Source organism: Pseudomonas sp. LBUM1640 (genome assembly GCF_059716225.1).
This window is the reverse complement of sequence record NZ_CP166816.1, coordinates 904,311-920,830: the sequence shown is the minus strand read 5'-3', so window position 1 is coordinate 920,830 and position 16,520 is coordinate 904,311. Positions and strand designations below refer to the sequence as shown.

Sequence of the window (16,520 nt, the reverse complement as noted above, 5' to 3'; positions counted from 1 at the left end):
CATGCTTCGTCTACTGTTCTGGATTGCCGTCATTGCTGCCGCGGTATGGTTCTGGCGCAAATTCAAAAGCCCGGCCGCCAAGCAGCAACGCTCCGGCGAGCCCGACGCCGCCTTGATGGTGCGCTGCGCCCATTGCGGCGTGCACCTGCCGCAGGATCGCGCACTGAGTTCACACCAACAGTGGTATTGCACCCAGGCACACCTGGAGCAAGGGCCGAAGTCTATCCAGCGTTGATCCGACCTTCAGGCGCATAAGGCGCCGGGTCGATGATCGGTGTACGCCCCAGCAACAAGTCGACAAACAATTGGCAGGATGCCGGCGCAAGTACCAGGCCATTGCGGTAATGCCCGCAATTGAGCCACAGCCCTTTTACGCCAGGGACCTCGCCGATATAAGGGATACCCTCCGGGGAGCCGGGCCGCAAACCGGCCCAATGCCCTACGACCTCGGCGTTCGCCAACGCGGGAATCAATTCCACTGCCGAAGCCTTGAGGCTTTCCAGCGCCGATTCGGTCGGGGTCTTGTCGAACCCTTCATGCTCCAAGGTGCTGCCAATCAGAATGTGCCCATCACGCCGAGGGATCGCATAGCGACCTTTGGCCAGGACCATGCTCGACAAAAAGTCTGACGCGCACTTGTACAAAATCATTTGGCCTTTGACCGGCTCCACGGGGAGCGACAAGCCCAAAGTGCCCAGCAGTTCGCCACTCCAGGCACCGGCAGCCAACACGACCTGATCCCCGAGGATCGGCCCCGCAGCCGTATTCACGCCCACGACATCTGTGCCCTCAAGAACAAACCCTTGCACCTCGCACTGCTCATGAATAGTCACGCCAGGTAACGCCAACAGCGCCGCCTTGAGGGATTTAACCAGGCGCGGGTTGCGCACATTGGCCACGTCCGCCATGTAGATCGCCTGGGAATACCCACCGCCCAGCACCGGCACCGCATCGTGAGCAGCCGACACATCCACTTTGCTCAATGGCCGGCCTTCACGGGTAGCCCAGGCCAGTGCTTGGGCTTCATCATCCAGGTCCAGCCAATACAAACCCGTGGTATGCACCTCCGGGTCAACCCCCGTGGCGGCGAACAGCCGTTGCGCCAGCTGTGGATAAAAATCCTGAGACCAATGCGCCAGTGCCGTGACCGCCGGGCTGTAGCGCCACGGGTACAGCGGCGACACAATGCCGCCGCCCGCCCAGGAAGACTCCTGCCCAAGCCCCGCGCGCTCCAGCAGTATGACTGCCTGCCCCTGGGTAGCCAGGTTGTACGCCGTCAACAACCCGATTACTCCGCCACCGACAATCACCACTTGCTGTTGCTTAGCCATCACTTGATCCAGCCGATAAAAAGGAAAAAGCGCACCCGGCGCCCACTCATCCAGCACTCTCATCATTGCCCCCAGCACGCCTTGCGCGACATTTCAGGTGCCGCGCCCGGATTGCTGCGTACGCCGGAGCTGCTCAAGCTGAACTCACCGCAGGGGTCCCCTGCCATGACTGAGCCGATGGCAGGCGTAGCCACCAGGCTGAACTCCTGAGGGTTCAATGCAGCGCTGATTCTATAGCGATCATTGCCCGCACTGACGCCGCTTGCATCAATAAAAGTGCCGTGGCGTGTGTAAAAACGCTCCAGGTAGTGAACTTGCTCGGTCAACAACGCCGCGATTTCTGCGCGATAGACTTTTTTTACATGGCCGGTATACACGGGGTAAGCGATCCCGGCCAGAAACGCCATGATCGCTACAGCGATCAGTAACTCGATCAGGGTAAACCCTTGGCAATCCTTGCCCATTGTTACGCTCCTTATTGAAGTTGCCGCCATAAAACCCGACGAAATCTCAGATCTGACTCTTCGTTTACCCGTGCATATACCGTCTCCAGAACCGTGCGCGATTGACCACTGAGCCCCACCGCCGTCACGCGGTACAACGCGGCCGGTTTTCCCGGCGCAAAACCCGCCAGCCCCGCTCCCTGCCCCAGCGATTGGACTGCATACAGGCCACCCTTCAAGGCAACCCAGTTAACTGCTGAAACAGGATTCGCCCCAGCACCCACCACCGAAAACGACTCCTGCGGCGGTGCGCAGTTGCTGATCGACCGGCACAACGGCAGCGCAGCCCCGGTACGCTGCACGATCAACTCCCCCAGCCTCAGGCCGCTTTCGGCGCTTTGAAATGATTGATTGCGATGCCAGACACTGCCGGCAATCTTTTGCTGGGACACCGCCCCCTGCATCGAAGCCAGGCCAATCAGTGATAACACCAACAGAAACACCAGACTGATCAGCAGGACCATGCCGGTCTGGCGCGAGTAAACGCCGTGATAACTCAGCATATCGCCCTACCCCAACCGATTACGCAGCGCGGCGACGACGCTGTAGGCCTGATCCTTCACGCGCCCCGTCGGGTCTCGCAGCGTCATCTGCAAGCGCACACTGCGTATCAGCGACTCATCAGCCGGGCTGGCGTCGTAGCGCACCACGCGAACCGAGCCGGGTTTGGCCGCCATACCAAAACTGATGTCGAACGCCTGTACGTTATCCACCAGCACCGTCTTGGCCGGCGCTGCGGGTGTACTGACCTTCAACTGACCCGTTTCAAAGGTGTAGGTGAGCTGGTGTATCGCGAACCGAATTTGGCCAGGCGCCGGTGGCGGCGAGCTCCCCGTATAGGCTTGGGCTGTGCCGGTACAATCAGAGAGCACCGTCCAGTCAGGTTTGCCACCCTCGCCTGCCGAATCGGCGGAGACCACCGTGAGTGACCTGGAGCTGCCCGTGGCATTCCAGCCAATCGGTCGATCAAAGGCGGGCGGTGCGTTATCGATATACGCCGTCGCCAGGCAACCAAACATGCCCGCCTGGCGAACGTCCTGAATCATCTTGCCCAGCACAAACCGCGCATCGTCCTGCAGCAACATGGCGGCCTGCTGGCTGGCGTGGGTGGTTCGAGCGCTGATGACGACCTGACTGACGCCGAGGGTCAGCACCAGCCCGACCGCCAGCGCCAGTAGCAACTCCACCAGGCTGAAACCCCGCGCAAAGCGATTCATTGCGCCAGCTCCCACGCGCTGGCAATGCGACTGGTGAGGGTGAAGGTTTCCCGTGCGCCGCGGTTTTTCGCTCCCCTGGCATCGTCCCAACTGATACTGACGGTCACCTCGCTACCGCTGACCACCACAGAGCCTTTGGCGCTCACCCCGGCAAACCCGACGATATTGGCTTCGAAATCATGCAAGTCCAGGTCACGTACGCTGGCGGTAGACGTGCTGGGCGGCGCGCTTTCGGTTCGGCCCCAAGAGTAATCGGCACCCGAGTTGGCCCGAACGCGGTCCAGCATGTCGTAGGCAATGAAACTGGCCTGGCTGATCATTCTTGAACTGTCGGTGTACTTGAGTGCATTGAGCTGGATCACCGCAGCGCCCAGCAGGCCAACCGCAAGAATCAGCACCGCCACCAGCACCTCGATCAGGGTCATGCCGGATTGGTGCCGGGGCAAAGCGCAGGCAGAGTGTGTGTTCGGGCAAACAAGCATTACCGTCGTCATCCGTGTCGAAGGCCGGAAAAAAGCAGGCGAAACCTGCTGTACGGCCCAAGACTAGCGCCGGTTTTTGGCTGGCGCTGCTCCCGGAACAAAGGGAAATACTTTGGACATAAAGGCCATCATTCAGCACCCGGAGAGCGGCGCTATACCTATGCCTATCACCGGAAACACTGACTACGTCCACGGAGGGACGGCACATGAAAGAACGCGGCTTCACCCTGATCGAACTGCTGCTCAGCCTGCTTCTGAGCGGCATCCTGGCAAACCTGGCAGTACCCGGTTTCAGAGGCTTGCTTGAATCGCAGCAACGACAAACCGCTGCGCAGTCGCTGGTCGGCGGCCTGCGCTACGCCCGCACTGAGGCCATTGCGCGCAATCGGGCGGTGGTCATTTACGCACAGGACGAGAACTGGAGCCTGGGTTGGCGAGTGATCGTGGACGAAAGCGGGCGCGGCCCCTTGGACGACAACAACCCAGTGCTGCTGGAACGACAGGGCAGCGGGCAAATACCGATTGTCGGTAATGGGCCGGTCAAGAGCCAGGTACGCTTCAGCGGGTCGGGCGAGCCGATATTCTCAGCGGGAGGTTTCCGTGCAGGCACGGTGCATGTGTGCGACACGGGCCAGGCGCAAAGCCTGTTTCAGCTGGTACTTGCCCCCAGCGGGCGCATCAGCCTGCGCAGCGACACCGCCGAGCAGGCGTTGTGCCGGAATGACTCCGGCACCTTGGGGCTTACAGCAACGAGCGAACCCGCAGCTCCTTCGGCATCGAGAACGTGATGTTCTCTTCACGGCCGGCCAGCTCATCGGCACCGGTTGCACCCCAGGCCTGCAGCTGTTGGATCACACCGCGTACCAGGACTTCCGGGGCCGAGGCGCCCGCGGTAATGCCGATGCGCTCGACACCATCGAACCAGCTGCGCTGCATGTCTTCGGCACCGTCGATCAGGTACGCCGGGGTAGCCATGCGTTCAGCCAATTCGCGTAGGCGGTTGGAGTTGGAACTGTTGGGGCTGCCGACCACTAACACCACATCGCATTCATCAGCCAATTGCTTGACTGCATCCTGGCGGTTTTGCGTGGCATAGCAGATGTCGTCTTTGCGCGGGCCGCCGATGGCCGGGAAGCGCGTGCGCAGGGCATCGATTACACGGCTGGTGTCGTCCATCGACAAGGTGGTCTGCGTGACAAAGGCCAGCCGCTCAGGGTTTTGCACCTGCAGGTTGGCAACATCCTTTTCGTCTTCCACCAGGTAGATGGCGCCGCCATTGCTGGCGTCGTACTGGCCCATGGTGCCTTCAACCTCGGGGTGGCCGGCATGGCCGATCAGGATGCATTCACGGCCGTCGCGGCTGTAACGCGCGACTTCGATGTGCACCTTGGTCACCAATGGGCAGGTGGCGTCGAATACCTTAAGGCCACGGCCGGCAGCTTCGGTACGCACGGCCTGGGATACACCGTGGGCACTGAAGATGACGATAACGTCGTCCGGCACCTGCTCGAGTTCTTCAACAAAGATGGCGCCGCGCGCGCGCAGGTCTTCAACCACGAATTTGTTGTGGACGACTTCATGGCGCACATAAATCGGCGGCCCGAAGACTTCCAGGGCGCGGTTGACGATTTCGATCGCCCGGTCCACTCCGGCGCAGAAGCCACGGGGGTTGGCGAGTTTGATTTGCATGCTGTGCCTCGTGTCTTGCCCTGTAGAAGCGAGCTTGTGTGGCGAGGGAGCTTGCTCCCGCTGGGCTGCAAAGCAGCCCCAACCTGGGTGATCGAGAAACATCAGATGGATCTCGGTGAACCGTTTGGGAGTGCTGCGCACTCCAGCGGGAGCAAGCCCCCTCGCCACAACAAGCTCGCCCCTACAATAGGCCGAATTCGTCAGTCAGAGCGCTTTAACGTCGATGATTTCGACGTCAAACGTCAAGGTTTTACCGGCCAACGGGTGGTTGAAGTCGATGGTCACTTGCGCGTCATCGAAGGTTTTCACCACGCCGGGCAGCTCAGTATTGGCCGCATCGTTGAAGATCACCAACAGGCCTTCCGACAGGTCCATGTCCTGGAACTGCGAACGCGGGATGATCTGCACATTTTGCGGGTTGGGCTGGCCAAAGGCGTTTTCCGGCAGGATCTGCAGGGTACGCTTGTCTCCGGCCTTGAAACCGAACAGCGCCGCTTCAAAACCCGGCAGCAGGTTGCCATCGCCCACCTTGAAGGTCGCCGGGGCTTTGTCGAACGTGCTGTCGACCGTGTCGCCATTCTCCAGGCGCAGTGCGAAATGCAAAGTGACTTCCGTGTTCTGGCCGATGCGTTGCTCAGCCAATACCTGATCAGTCATTGACGGTCTCTCCGGTTTTCTTACTTTTGAACATGTCCAACGCCAGCATGATTGCACCGACGGTGATCGCGCTGTCGGCAAAGTTGAACGCTGGGAAGTACCAGCGGTTCTGCCAATGCACCAGGATAAAGTCGATCACATGGCCCAGGGCAATGCGGTCGTACAGGTTGCCCAGCGCGCCGCCCAGCACCAGGGCCAGGGCGATGGCGAGCCAGGTGTCATCGCGGCCCAGGCGTTTGAGCCAGACCACCAGCACCGCGCTGACCACCACGGCGATCAGGGCGAACAACCAGCGCTGCCAGCCGGAGCTGTCAGCGAGGAAGCTGAAGGCGGCGCCGGTGTTGTAGGCCAGGGTCCAGCTGAAGTAGTCAGGAATGACCACGATCTGCTGGTACATCTGTAAGGCGCCTTCGAAGTGAGCCTTGCTGAGCTGGTCAATGACCAGCACCAGCACGCTCAGTACGAGCCAGCCCAGACGTCCGAAACGGCTGGAAGCATTAGGCATAGTGGCGAACCTCGCCAGCACCGCTGATGTTGTCGACGCAACGACCGCAGATTTCCGGATGCTCAGGGTTCACGCCAACGTCTTCACGGCAGTGCCAGCAACGGGCGCACTTAGGGAAGGCCGACTTGACCACTTGCAGCTTGAGGCCTGGTACTTCGGTGGCCACGGCGTCCGCGGGGGCCTGGGCAAACGGTGCCAGGCTTGCGGTCGAGGTGATCAGCACGAAGCGCAGTTCGTTGCTCAGCTTGGCCAGGTCGGCGGTCAGGCCTTCCTCGGCAAACAGGGTGACTTCGGCTTGCAGGTTGCCACCGACGGCCTTGGCCGCGCGCTGCACTTCCAGCTCCTTGTTCACCGCAACTTTGACGGCCATCACGCCTTCCCAGTACTCGCGGCCCAGCTCGAAGTCGGCCGGCAATTCGGTCAGGCCTTCGTACCAGGTGTTGAGCATCACCGACTCGTTACGCTCGCCCGGCAGGTATTCCCACAGTTCGTCGGCGGTAAAGGCCAGGATCGGTGCAATCCAGCGCACCAGTGCTTCGCTGATGTGGTACAGCGCGGTCTGCGCCGAACGGCGCGCCTTGCTGTTGGCGCCGGTGGTGTACTGGCGGTCCTTGATGATGTCGAGGTAGAAACCACCCAACTCCTGCACGCAGAAGTTGTGGATCTTGGAGTACACGTTCCAGAAGCGGTATTCGCCGTAATGCTCCTGCAACTCGCGCTGCAGCAACAGGGTACGGTCCACAGCCCAACGGTCCAGGGCAAGCATGTCCTCGGCCGGCAGGATGTCGGTGGCCGGGTTGAAACCGGTCAGGTTCGACAACAGGAAGCGTGCGGTATTACGGATACGGCGGTAGGCATCGGCGCTACGGGCCAGGATCTGGTCCGACACGGCGATCTCACCCGAGTAATCGGTCGACGCTACCCACAGACGCATGATGTCGGCGCCCAAGGTGTCGTTGATCTTTTTCGGCTCGATCACGTTTTTCAGCGACTTGGACATCTTGCGGCCCGTCTCGTCGACGGTGAAGCCGTGGGTCAGCAGTTCGCGGTACGGCGCGTGGTTGTCGATGGCGCAGCCGGTCAGCAAGGAGGAGTGGAACCAGCCGCGGTGTTGGTCCGAACCTTCCAGGTACAGGTCGGCACGCGGGCCGGTCTCGTGGCCCATCGGGTGCGAACCGCGCAGCACGTGCCAGTGAGTGGTGCCGGAGTCGAACCACACGTCGAGGGTGTCGCTGATCTTGTCGTACAGCGGCGCTTCGTCGCCCAGCAACTCGGCGGCGTCCAGCTTGAACCAGGCTTCGATGCCTTCCTGCTCGACACGCTGAGCCACGACTTCCATCAGCTCGACAGTGCGTGGGTGCAGTTCGCCGCTTTCCTTGTTGAGGAAGAACGGGATCGGCACGCCCCAGTTGCGCTGGCGGGAGATGCACCAGTCTGGGCGGTTGGCAATCATCGAGTGCAGGCGCGCCTGGCCCCACGCCGGGACGAACTGGGTGTCTTCGATGGCTTTGAGGGAGCGCACACGCAGGGTGTCGCCGCTGGTCGGCTCTTTGTCCATACCGATAAACCACTGCGCGGTGGCGCGATAGATCAACGGAGTCTTGTGGCGCCAGCAGTGCATATAGCTGTGCTTGATGGTTTCGGTGTGCAGCAGCGCACCGACTTCGCGCAGCTTGTCGATGATCGGCTCGTTAGCCTTGAAGATGAACTGGCCGCCGAAGAACTCCAGCGACGGCGCGTATACGCCATTGCTCTGCACCGGGTTGAGGATGTCATCGTTGACCATGCCGTAGGCTTTGCAGGTCACAAAGTCGTCAACGCCGTAGGCCGGCGCGGAGTGAACCACACCCGTGCCCGACCCCAGCTCAACGTAGTCAGCCAGGTACACCGGCGACAGACGGTCATAGAACGGGTGACGGAAGTTGATCAGTTCCAGCGCGGTGCCGGTGGTGGTGGCGATTACCGAACCTTGCAGCTCATAACGGGCCAGGCAGGCTTCAACCATTTCCTCGGCCAGCACCAGCAGGCGGTCACCGACGTCCACCAGGGCGTAGGTGAATTCCGGGTGCACGTTCAGCGCTTGGTTGGCCGGGATGGTCCACGGGGTGGTGGTCCAGATCACGATGGCAGCCGGCTTGCTCAGGCTTGCCAGCCCAAAGGCCTCGGCCAGCTTGGCGTCGTCGGCGATCGGGAAGGCCACGTCGATGGTCGAGGACTTCTTGTCTTCGTACTCGACTTCCGCTTCAGCCAGGGCCGAACCGCAGTCGAAGCACCAGTTCACGGGCTTGAGGCCCTTGAACACGAAACCGCCCTTGACGATTTCGGCCAAGGCACGGATTTCACCGGCCTCGTTCTTGAAGTTCATGGTTTTGTACGGGTTGTCCCACTCGCCCAACACGCCCAGGCGGATGAATTCGGACTTCTGCCCTTCGATCTGCTCGGTGGCGTAGGCACGGCACAGTTCGCGGGTTTTATCCGCGCCCAGGTTCTTGCCGTAGGTCACTTCGACTTTGTGCTCGATCGGCAGGCCGTGGCAGTCCCAGCCCGGAACATAAGGTGCGTCGAAACCCGAGAGGGTTTTGGAGCGCAGGATCATGTCCTTGAGGATTTTGTTCAGCGCATGACCGATGTGAATCGTGCCGTTGGCATAAGGAGGGCCGTCGTGCAGGACGAATTTCGGACGATCCTTGCCAATTTCGCGCAACTTTCCGTACAGGCCAATACTGTCCCAGCGCTGCAGGATCTGCGGTTCGCGCTGTGGCAGGCCGGCCTTCATTGGGAAGGCGGTGTCCGGAAGGTTTAGCGTGGCTTTATAGTCGGTCATTTAAGGCTCTTCGGTTAGCGATGGGCGCTAGGTGCGGCTAGTGCACGGGCGGCGGCGACATCCGCATTGATCGCCGTTTTCAACGCCTCAAGCGAGGCGAAACGCTGCTCTTCACGCAGCTTCTGGTGGAAAACCACCGTCAAACGCCGGTCATACAAATCACCGGCAAAATCCAAAAGGTGAACTTCCAGGTGGGCCTTGCCATCACCTGCAACCGTGGGCCTGACGCCTATGTTGGCGACTCCCGGCCACGATTGGCCATCGATGTCGACGCTCACCAGGTAAACCCCGGTGAGTGGCACACGACGGCGCTTGAGTTGCACGTTGGCGGTTGGCGTACCGAGTTGGCGCGCCAGCTTCTGGCCGTGCAATACCCGCCCTGCAATGCGGAACGGGCGACCGAGCAAACGCTCGGCCAACGCGAAGTCGGCAGCGGCCAGAGCATTACGCACCTGGGTACTGCTCACGCGCAGGCCGTCCAGTTCGACGGTTTGCGCGGCTTCGACGGTAAAACCTTGGTTCACGCCGGCGTGTTGCAGGAAGTCGAAATCCCCGACGCGGTCGCAACCGAAACGGAAGTCGTCGCCGACCTCCAGGTGCTGTACGCCCAGGCCGTCCACCAGGATACGGTCGACGAACTCGGCGGCGCTGAGGCTTTGCAAACGCTGGTTGAAGGCCAGGCAGAGCACACGGTCCACGCCCTCTTCCGCCAGCAGTTGCAACTTGTCGCGCAGGCGGGCCAGACGTGCAGGCGCCGTTTGCGGGGTAAAGAATTCCCGTGGCTGCGGCTCAAAAATCACCACGCAGCTGGGCACGCCCAACTCGACCGCACGTTCACGCAGCCGGCCCAGGATAGCCTGGTGGCCACGGTGAACACCGTCAAAGTTGCCAATAGTGGCGACGCAGCCCCGATGCTCGGGGCGCAGGTTGTGGAGACCTCGAACCAGCTGCATAACGCGCTTCTTGCTCATAAAGTGGTCGATTATAACCACACCCAGCCCCGGACGACAGGCAACAGCGCAGGCCAAATGGATCGAATCGATAAAACATCCGTTTTATCGCGGCAAACTCTCTATCCCAGGGACTTGCGATTGAAATCTCGCAGGCGGAAGCCTTGCAGCAGCAACATCCCGAAGTACACCACCACGCCTGCGACCACCAATACGCCAAGGCGCAGGAAGCGCTCCAGCATATGGCCTTGATCCCAGGCCGGCATAAAGTGCATCAGGCCCAGCAGTACCGCCGACATTGCCGCCACCGCCACCACCAGCTTGAGGGCAAACATCCCCCAGCCCGGCTGCGGCTGGAACATTTGCTGCTTGCGCAGTTGGTAAAACAGCAGGCCGGCGTTGATGCAGGCACCCGCACTGATGGCCAGCGCCAGGCCGGCGTGGGCCAGCGGGCCAATGAACACCAGGTTGAGCAGTTGGGTGACGATCAGCGTGAAGATCGCGATTTTCACCGGCGTGCGGATGTTTTGCTGGGCGTAGAAGCCCGGCGCCAGCACTTTGATTACGATAATGCCAAGCAGCCCGACGGAATAAGCCACCAGCGCGTGCTGGGTCATCAATGCGTCATGCGCATCAAACTGGCCGTATTGGAACAACGCGACCGTCAACGGCTCGGCCAAAATACCCAATGCCAGTGAGCACGGCAGCACCAGCATGAAACACAGGCGCAAACCCCAGTCGAGGATGCGCGAATACTCCTGGCGGTCTTTGCTGGCGTAGGTACGCGCCAGGGTCGGCAGCAGAATCGTGCCCAGCGCCACGCCAAGCACGCCGGACGGCAGCTCCATCAGACGGTCGGCGTAATACATCCACGAAACCGAGCCCGAGACCAGCAGCGAGGCGAAGGCGGTGTTGATGATCAGGGAAATCTGGCTGACCGAAACGCCAAGGATCGCCGGCAGCATATTGCGCATCACGCGCCATACGCCGGTGTCCTTGAGGTTGAGGCGCGGCAGTACGAGCATGCCGATCTTTTTCAGGTGCGGCAGTTGGTAGAGCAACTGTGCCAGGCCACCGGCCAGTACGGCCCAGCCCAGAGCCATCACCGGCGGGTCGAAGTACGGCGTGAGGAACAGCGCGAAAATAATCATGCTGACGTTCAGCAAGGTCGGCACAAAAGCCGGCACTGAGAAGCGGTTCCAGGTGTTGAGGATAGCCCCGGCCAGGGACGACAGGGAAATCAGCAATATATAAGGAAAGGTCACCCGCAGCAGATCAGTGGTCAGCGCGAATTTTTCCGGGGTGTTGGCAAAACCAGGCGCCGTGGCCCAGATCACCCAGGGCGCGGCGAGCATGCCGGCGATGGTCACCAGCATCAGCACCAGGGTCAGCAGGCCCGAAACGTACGCAATAAACGTGCGGGTCGCCTCTTCGCCCTGCTGGGTCTTGTATTCGGCCAGGATTGGCACGAACGCTTGGGAAAAAGCCCCCTCGGCGAAGATCCGCCGCAGCAGGTTGGGCAGTTTAAAGGCAATAAAGAAGGCATCCGTGGCCATGCTGGCGCCAAAAATACGCGCCAGCAGGGTGTCACGTACGAACCCCAAAACCCGGGAAATCATGGTGATAGAGCTGACGGCAGCCAACGATTTGAGCAGATTCATTGAAAGAGTTTGCGCCTATAGATAAAGAGCAGGCGAACAAAGCGCCCACTTATGCGATACTGCGCGCCTGCAACAGCACAGAGCCAAAGCTCGCGAGTTTACAGGTCAAGCGCCGGAAATAAATCACCCGCCTCTTCAGATCGACCACTCAGCAGTTCGCATCAGCCGCCCTTGACAACCCATCAAGTCATCGGCATGATTCGCGGCCTATTTTGTTTGCTATTTCCTAAAAAGTCTTTCGAGGAGCTCGACGGTGGCCAACACACCTTCCGCCAAAAAACGTGCAAAACAGGCTGAGAAGCGTCGCAGCCACAACGCCAGCCTGCGTTCCATGGTTCGTACCTACATCAAGAATGTAGTTAAAGCCATCGACACCAAAGACGCTGAAAAAGCCCAAGCTGCTTACGTTCTGGCCGTGCCAGTTATCGACCGTATGGCCGATAAAGGCATCATCCACAAGAACAAGGCCGCTCGTCATAAGAGCCGCCTGAATGGCCACATCAAGGCTCTGAACGTCGCTGCAGCAGCCTAAGTGGTAACAACTGCCGCGTAGCCCAGGTTACGTAACAGTTAAGAAATGCCCCGTACCGAAAGGTGCGGGGCATTTTTGTTTGCCCACAGAATCACCACAGTTCTCCTTGTGGGAGCGGTGCATTTTCAGGCCAAAAAAAACGCCCCGAACCAGTCGGGGCGTTTTTGCTACCAACTGATCAATACATCAATCAGTGCTGGTGACCGCCTTCACCGTGAACGTGGCCGTGGGCCACTTCTTCTTGGGAAGCGTCGCGGATGGCAACGATCTTCACTTGGAAGTTCAGGCGCTGGCCAGCCAGAGGGTGGTTACCGTCGACAGTCACATCATCGCCGTCCAGGTCGCGGATGGTGACGATCTGCATTTGGCCGTCCGGCGCGGAAGCGTGGAACTGCATGCCCACTTCCAGCTCGTCAACACCTTCGAACATGCTGCGGCTCAGGGTGCTGACCAGTTCGGCGGAGTATTCGCCGTAAGCATCTTCAGGTTCTACGGCGACGGTCAGTTCGTCACCGACGCTCTTGCCTTCCAGAGCCTTTTCCAGGCCCGGGATGATGTTGCCTGCGCCTTGCAGGTAGACCAGCGGCGCGCCGCCGGCGGAGCTGTCGATGACCTCACCAGCGTCGTTGGTCAGGGTATAGTCGATGGAGACAGCCTTGTTAGCGGCGATCGTCATGGGGCGAGACCTTTTGCATAAGAATGAAGAACGGACAAGTCTAAACAAGGATTTGCCCGAAAGCGAACACAACCCGGACAGACGGGGCCGATCAACGGCATCCTTCATCATTGGCTTTCGACAGGACGACGACCAGCACTGGGTCGCCGAGCTGTCCTGCGGCCACACCCAACACCTGCGCCATCAGCCGCCCTGGCAGTCCCGCGCCTGGGTTCTCGACCCCGCGCAACGCCTTGAAAAAATAGGCCAAGCCTTTGCGTGCGGCTGGTGTGCGCAAGAGCGCGAATAACGATAACCTTGTTGCCTGATTCCCGGTAGGCGCTCAGCCATAGAGCGCCACCGAAGCCATGCACCTCCAGAGAATTCGCATGCAGACTTTTTTTATCGCGCCCACCGATTTTGGTGTGGGTCTGACCTCCATCAGCCTTGGGCTGGTGCGCACACTTGAGCGAGCCGGGCTGAAAGTCGGCTTTTTCAAACCGATTGCCCAGCCGCACCCGGGCGACACCGGCCCCGAGCGCTCTACCGAGCTGGTGGCTCGTACACACGGCCTGAAACCGCCACAACCGCTGGGCCTGGCCCATGTGGAGCGGATGCTCGGTGACGGCCAGCTCGATGAGCTGCTCGAAGAAATCATCACCCTGTATCAGCAAGCCGCCGTGGGCAAGGACGTGCTGATCGTCGAAGGCATGGTGCCGACCCGCAGCGCCAGCTACGCAGCACGGGTCAACCTGCACCTGGCCAAGAGCCTGGATGCGGAAGTGATCCTGGTCTCGGCCCCGGAAAACGAAGTGCTCACCGAGCTCTCCGGCCGCGTGGAATTGCAGGCCCAACTGTTCGGCGGCCCCAAAGACCCGAAAGTGCTGGGCGTGATCCTCAACAAGGTGCGCACCGACGAAAGCATGGAAGCGTTCTCGGCGCGCCTCAAAGAGCATTCGCCCCTGTTGCGCAGCGGTGATTTCCGCCTGCTCGGCTGCATTCCCTACCAGCCCGAACTGAACGCGCCGCGCACCCGCGACGTGGCCGACCTGATGGGCGCGCAGATCCTCAACGCCGGTGACTATGAAAGCCGGCGCATGACCAAAATCATCATCTGCGCGCGCACCATGCGTAACACCGTGGAGCTGCTCAAGCCCGGCGTGCTGGTGGTCACCCCAGGCGACCGCGACGACATCATCCTCGCCGTCAGCCTGGCCGCGATCAACGGCGTGCCGCTGGCCGGGCTGCTGCTGACCAGCGACACGCTGCCCGACCCGCGCATCATGGATTTGTGCCGTGGCGCGTTCCAGGCCGGGCTGCCGGTGTTGTCGGTGAGCACGGGTTCCTACGACACCGCCAACCAACTCAACAGCCTCAACAAAGAAATCCCGATTGATGACCGCGAACGCGCAGAAATCATCACTGACTTCGTCGCCAGCCACCTCGACGCGCGCTGGCTGCACCAACGCTGCGGCACGCCACGGGAGATGCGCTTGTCGCCGGCCGTGTTCCGCTACCAGCTGATCCAGCGCGCCCAGGCCGCGAACAAACGTATTGTGCTGCCCGAGGGCAGCGAACCGCTGACCGTGCAAGCCGCCGCCATTTGTCAGGCACGCGGCATTGCCCGTTGCGTGCTGCTGGCCAAACCGGCAGATGTGGAAGCCGTGGCCCGTGCCCACGGTATCGAGTTACCCGAAGGCCTGGAGATTCTTGATCCGGACCTGATTCGCCAGCGTTATGTCGAACCGATGGTCGCACTGCGCAAGAGCAAGAGCCTCAACGCGCCGATGGCCGAGCAGCAACTGGAAGACACCGTGGTGATCGCCACCATGATGCTCGCGCTGGATGAAGTGGACGGCCTGGTCTCGGGCGTTATCCACTCCACCGCCAACACCATCCGCCCTGCCCTGCAGCTGATTAAAACCGCGCCCGGCTGCACGTTGGTGTCGTCGGTGTTTTTCATGCTGTTCCCCGAGCAGGTGCTGGTATATGGCGACTGCGTGATGAACCCGCACCCAAGCGCCGCCGAGCTGGCGGAAATCGCCCTGCAAAGCGCCGACTCGGCCGCCGCGTTTGGGATTACACCGCGCGTGGCGATGATCAGCTACTCCAGCGGCGACTCGGCCAGCGGCGAAGAAGTGGAAAAAGTTCGCGAAGCGACCCTGCTCGCCCACGAACAGCAAAGCTCACTGCTGATCGACGGCCCGTTGCAGTACGACGCCGCCGCCAACGAAACCGTGGCCCGACAGCTGGCGCCCAACAGCTTGGTCGCCGGTAAGGCCACGGTGTTTGTGTTCCCGGACCTCAACACCGGCAACACCACGCACAAAGCCGTACAACGCAGCGCCGACTGCGTGAGCCTGGGCCCAATGCTGCAAGGCCTGCGCAAACCGGTAAACGACCTGCCGCGCGGTGCGCAGGTCGACGACATCGTGTACACCATCGCACTGACTGCGATTCAAGCCGCCAACCGACCTATGGATATCTAAATGCTGGATTTTCTACCTGCCGCCGTGCGCGGGGTGATCGCGTCCTTATTGTTGGCGCTGAACACGATCCTGCTGTGCTCGTTCCTGTTTATCGTCGCGCTGTTCAAGGCGCTGCCGTTTGCCAAGCGCTTCAGCGAGTGGCTGATGAACCACACCCACGAAGCCTGGGTTACCAATAACAAGGGCTGGATGAACCTGGTACGGCGCACGCGCTGGCACCTGACCGGGCTTGAGGGCCTGGACTATCAGCACTCGTACCTGGTGACCAGTAACCACCAGAGCTGGGTGGACATCATGGTGTTGCAATATGTGCTCAATCGACGCATTCGCCCGCTGAAGTTCTTCCTCAAGCAGGAACTGATCTGGGTGCCGGTGATCGGCCTGGCGTGGTGGGCGTTGGGCTTCCCGTTCATGAAGCGCTACACCAAGGCCTATTTGGAGAAGCACCCGGAGAAGAAAGGCAAAGACCTGGAAACCACGCGCAAGACCTGTGCGAAGTTTCGCAGCAACCCGGTGGGCATTTTCAACTTTGCCGAGGGCACCCGGTTTACGCCGGGCAAGCATGCGCAGCAGAAATCCCCGTTTCGCTATTTGCTCAAACCCAAGGCGGGCGGGATTGCGTTTGTACTGGATGCCATGGGCGAGCAGCTGAAGTCACTGGTGAACGTGACTATTCACTATCCTGGCGGGCGCCCTGGGTACTGGGACTTGCTGTGTGGGAATGTGAAGGACGTGGTGGTGCACTTTGAAGAGGTGCAGATTCCGGCCGGGTTTATCGGCAAGAATTATGAGCAGGACGGGGAGTATCGGTTGGCGTTTCAGGGCTGGATCAACGGGCTTTGGGAAGACAAAGATGCGCTGCTGGAAAAGCTGCACACAGATTATCCAGAAAACAGATGATAAAAATGTGGGAGCGGGCTTGCTCGCGAAGGCGGAGTGTCAGCCAATACATGTGTGGCTGATAAACCGCTTTCGCGAGCAAGCCCGCTCCCACATTTAACCGTGCCCGATCTTGAGCATGTAAA

The 16,520-nt window shown here is 60.6% G+C and carries 18 protein-coding genes; 6 read left to right on the top strand and 12 right to left on the bottom strand.

Annotation, left to right across the window (positions count from 1 at the left end):
* Position 1 precedes the first annotated feature (1 nt).
* Positions 2–235 carry a PP0621 family protein gene (locus ACA065_RS04040; protein WP_497693420.1) on the top strand — a complete coding sequence of 78 codons (234 nt, stop codon included), beginning with the start codon at positions 2–4 and terminating at the stop codon, positions 233–235.
* Here ACA065_RS04040 and thiO read toward each other — a convergent pair.
* The 5 genes from thiO to pilV form a co-directional block, all read right to left on the bottom strand.
* A complete protein-coding gene (thiO, locus tag ACA065_RS04035) occupies positions 222–1,331 on the bottom strand; it encodes a glycine oxidase ThiO (RefSeq protein ID WP_497693419.1) in 1,110 nt (369 codons plus the stop codon). The genes ACA065_RS04040 and thiO overlap by 14 nt on opposite strands.
* A gap of 62 nt (positions 1,332–1,393) precedes the next feature.
* Positions 1,394–1,795: a type IV pilin protein gene (locus ACA065_RS04030; RefSeq protein ID WP_497693418.1), complete on the bottom strand. Its 402-nt coding sequence runs from the start codon at positions 1,793–1,795 to the stop codon at positions 1,394–1,396.
* Between the two features lie 11 nt (positions 1,796–1,806).
* Positions 1,807–2,337 (bottom strand): pilus assembly PilX family protein, encoded by a 531-nt coding sequence (locus ACA065_RS04025; RefSeq protein WP_497693417.1) that lies wholly within the window; start codon positions 2,335–2,337, stop codon positions 1,807–1,809.
* 6 nt (positions 2,338–2,343) lie between these two features.
* The gene (locus tag ACA065_RS04020; RefSeq protein WP_497693416.1) at positions 2,344–3,051 is read right to left on the bottom strand and encodes a PilW family protein; all 708 of its coding nucleotides are present in this window, start codon (positions 3,049–3,051) and stop codon (positions 2,344–2,346) included.
* Positions 3,048–3,533 carry a type IV pilus modification protein PilV gene (pilV, locus tag ACA065_RS04015; RefSeq protein ID WP_497693415.1) on the bottom strand — a complete coding sequence of 162 codons (486 nt, stop codon included), beginning with the start codon at positions 3,531–3,533 and terminating at the stop codon, positions 3,048–3,050. Before pilV ends, ACA065_RS04020 begins: the two co-directional genes overlap by 4 nt.
* A 206-nt stretch (positions 3,534–3,739) precedes the next feature.
* Here pilV and ACA065_RS04010 point away from each other — a divergent pair, with 206 nt between their 5' ends.
* On the top strand, positions 3,740–4,321 hold the full coding sequence (locus tag ACA065_RS04010) for a GspH/FimT family pseudopilin (protein ID WP_497693414.1): 582 nt from the start codon (positions 3,740–3,742) through the stop codon (positions 4,319–4,321).
* On the opposite strand, the gene ispH is transcribed toward ACA065_RS04010, so the two are convergent.
* The 6 genes from ispH to murJ form a co-directional block, all read right to left on the bottom strand.
* On the bottom strand, positions 4,275–5,222 hold the full coding sequence (gene ispH / locus ACA065_RS04005) for a 4-hydroxy-3-methylbut-2-enyl diphosphate reductase (RefSeq protein ID WP_106578589.1): 948 nt from the start codon (positions 5,220–5,222) through the stop codon (positions 4,275–4,277). The two genes, ACA065_RS04010 and ispH, sit on opposite strands and share 47 nt — an antisense overlap.
* Before the next feature lie 204 nt (positions 5,223–5,426).
* Positions 5,427–5,864, bottom strand: coding sequence for an FKBP-type peptidyl-prolyl cis-trans isomerase (gene fkpB / locus ACA065_RS04000; RefSeq protein ID WP_010213263.1), 438 nt, complete (start codon positions 5,862–5,864; stop codon positions 5,427–5,429).
* Between the two features lie 7 nt (positions 5,865–5,871).
* Positions 5,872–6,384, bottom strand: a complete 513-nt coding sequence (gene lspA, locus ACA065_RS03995) for a signal peptidase II (protein ID WP_053254292.1) — start codon at positions 6,382–6,384, stop codon at positions 5,872–5,874.
* A complete protein-coding gene (gene ileS, locus ACA065_RS03990; RefSeq protein WP_497693413.1) occupies positions 6,377–9,208 on the bottom strand; it encodes an isoleucine--tRNA ligase in 2,832 nt (943 codons plus the stop codon). Before ileS ends, lspA begins: the two co-directional genes overlap by 8 nt.
* A 14-nt stretch (positions 9,209–9,222) precedes the next feature.
* Entirely contained in the window at positions 9,223–10,161 is a 939-nt protein-coding gene (gene ribF, locus ACA065_RS03985; protein WP_083360223.1) for a bifunctional riboflavin kinase/FAD synthetase, read from the bottom strand.
* A 119-nt stretch (positions 10,162–10,280) separates the two neighbouring features.
* Positions 10,281–11,819 carry a murein biosynthesis integral membrane protein MurJ gene (gene murJ / locus ACA065_RS03980; protein ID WP_497693412.1) on the bottom strand — a complete coding sequence of 513 codons (1,539 nt, stop codon included), beginning with the start codon at positions 11,817–11,819 and terminating at the stop codon, positions 10,281–10,283.
* Between the two features lie 253 nt (positions 11,820–12,072).
* On the opposite strand from murJ, the gene rpsT reads away from it, so the two are divergent.
* A complete protein-coding gene (gene rpsT / locus ACA065_RS03975; RefSeq protein ID WP_003171647.1) occupies positions 12,073–12,351 on the top strand; it encodes a 30S ribosomal protein S20 in 279 nt (92 codons plus the stop codon).
* Positions 12,352–12,541: 190 nt separating this feature from the next.
* On the opposite strand, the gene ACA065_RS03970 is transcribed toward rpsT, so the two are convergent.
* Positions 12,542–13,027: an FKBP-type peptidyl-prolyl cis-trans isomerase gene (locus ACA065_RS03970; RefSeq protein WP_017737905.1), complete on the bottom strand. Its 486-nt coding sequence runs from the start codon at positions 13,025–13,027 to the stop codon at positions 12,542–12,544.
* On the opposite strand from ACA065_RS03970, the gene ACA065_RS03965 reads away from it, so the two are divergent.
* From ACA065_RS03965 to yihG, 3 genes are all read left to right on the top strand, one after another.
* The gene (locus ACA065_RS03965; protein WP_497693411.1) at positions 12,996–13,316 is read left to right on the top strand and encodes a DUF3565 domain-containing protein; all 321 of its coding nucleotides are present in this window, start codon (positions 12,996–12,998) and stop codon (positions 13,314–13,316) included. The two genes, ACA065_RS03970 and ACA065_RS03965, sit on opposite strands and share 32 nt — an antisense overlap.
* A 79-nt stretch (positions 13,317–13,395) precedes the next feature.
* The gene (gene pta, locus ACA065_RS03960; protein WP_159954096.1) at positions 13,396–15,495 is read left to right on the top strand and encodes a phosphate acetyltransferase; all 2,100 of its coding nucleotides are present in this window, start codon (positions 13,396–13,398) and stop codon (positions 15,493–15,495) included.
* Positions 15,496–16,395: a 1-acylglycerol-3-phosphate O-acyltransferase, YihG family gene (gene yihG, locus ACA065_RS03955; RefSeq protein ID WP_497693410.1), complete on the top strand. Its 900-nt coding sequence runs from the start codon at positions 15,496–15,498 to the stop codon at positions 16,393–16,395.
* Positions 16,396–16,520: the final 125 nt, after the last annotated feature.

Excerpts from the sequence above, each read along its gene's own strand:
- ispH (WP_106578589.1), bottom strand. The coding sequence starts at position 5,222 with ATGCAAATCAAACTCGCCAACCCCCGTGGCTTCTGCGCCGGAGTGGAC.
- lspA (WP_053254292.1), bottom strand. The coding sequence starts at position 6,384 with ATGCCTAATGCTTCCAGCCGTTTCGGACGTCTGGGCTGGCTCGTACTG.
- pilV (WP_497693415.1), bottom strand. The coding sequence starts at position 3,533 with ATGCTTGTTTGCCCGAACACACACTCTGCCTGCGCTTTGCCCCGGCAC.
- pta (WP_159954096.1), top strand. The coding sequence starts at position 13,396 with ATGCAGACTTTTTTTATCGCGCCCACCGATTTTGGTGTGGGTCTGACC.
- ACA065_RS04025 (WP_497693417.1), bottom strand. The coding sequence starts at position 2,337 with ATGCTGAGTTATCACGGCGTTTACTCGCGCCAGACCGGCATGGTCCTG.
- ACA065_RS03970 (WP_017737905.1), bottom strand. The coding sequence starts at position 13,027 with ATGACGATCGCCGCTAACAAGGCTGTCTCCATCGACTATACCCTGACC.
- ribF (WP_083360223.1), bottom strand. The coding sequence starts at position 10,161 with ATGCAGCTGGTTCGAGGTCTCCACAACCTGCGCCCCGAGCATCGGGGC.
- ACA065_RS04020 (WP_497693416.1), bottom strand. The coding sequence starts at position 3,051 with ATGAATCGCTTTGCGCGGGGTTTCAGCCTGGTGGAGTTGCTACTGGCG.
- murJ (WP_497693412.1), bottom strand. The coding sequence starts at position 11,819 with ATGAATCTGCTCAAATCGTTGGCTGCCGTCAGCTCTATCACCATGATT.
- thiO (WP_497693419.1), bottom strand. The coding sequence starts at position 1,331 with ATGGCTAAGCAACAGCAAGTGGTGATTGTCGGTGGCGGAGTAATCGGG.
- ileS (WP_497693413.1), bottom strand. The coding sequence starts at position 9,208 with ATGACCGACTATAAAGCCACGCTAAACCTTCCGGACACCGCCTTCCCA.
- ACA065_RS04040 (WP_497693420.1), top strand. The coding sequence starts at position 2 with ATGCTTCGTCTACTGTTCTGGATTGCCGTCATTGCTGCCGCGGTATGG.
- ACA065_RS04010 (WP_497693414.1), top strand. The coding sequence starts at position 3,740 with ATGAAAGAACGCGGCTTCACCCTGATCGAACTGCTGCTCAGCCTGCTT.
- yihG (WP_497693410.1), top strand. The coding sequence starts at position 15,496 with ATGCTGGATTTTCTACCTGCCGCCGTGCGCGGGGTGATCGCGTCCTTA.
- ACA065_RS03965 (WP_497693411.1), top strand. The coding sequence starts at position 12,996 with ATGGAGACAGCCTTGTTAGCGGCGATCGTCATGGGGCGAGACCTTTTG.
- ACA065_RS04030 (WP_497693418.1), bottom strand. The coding sequence starts at position 1,795 with ATGGGCAAGGATTGCCAAGGGTTTACCCTGATCGAGTTACTGATCGCT.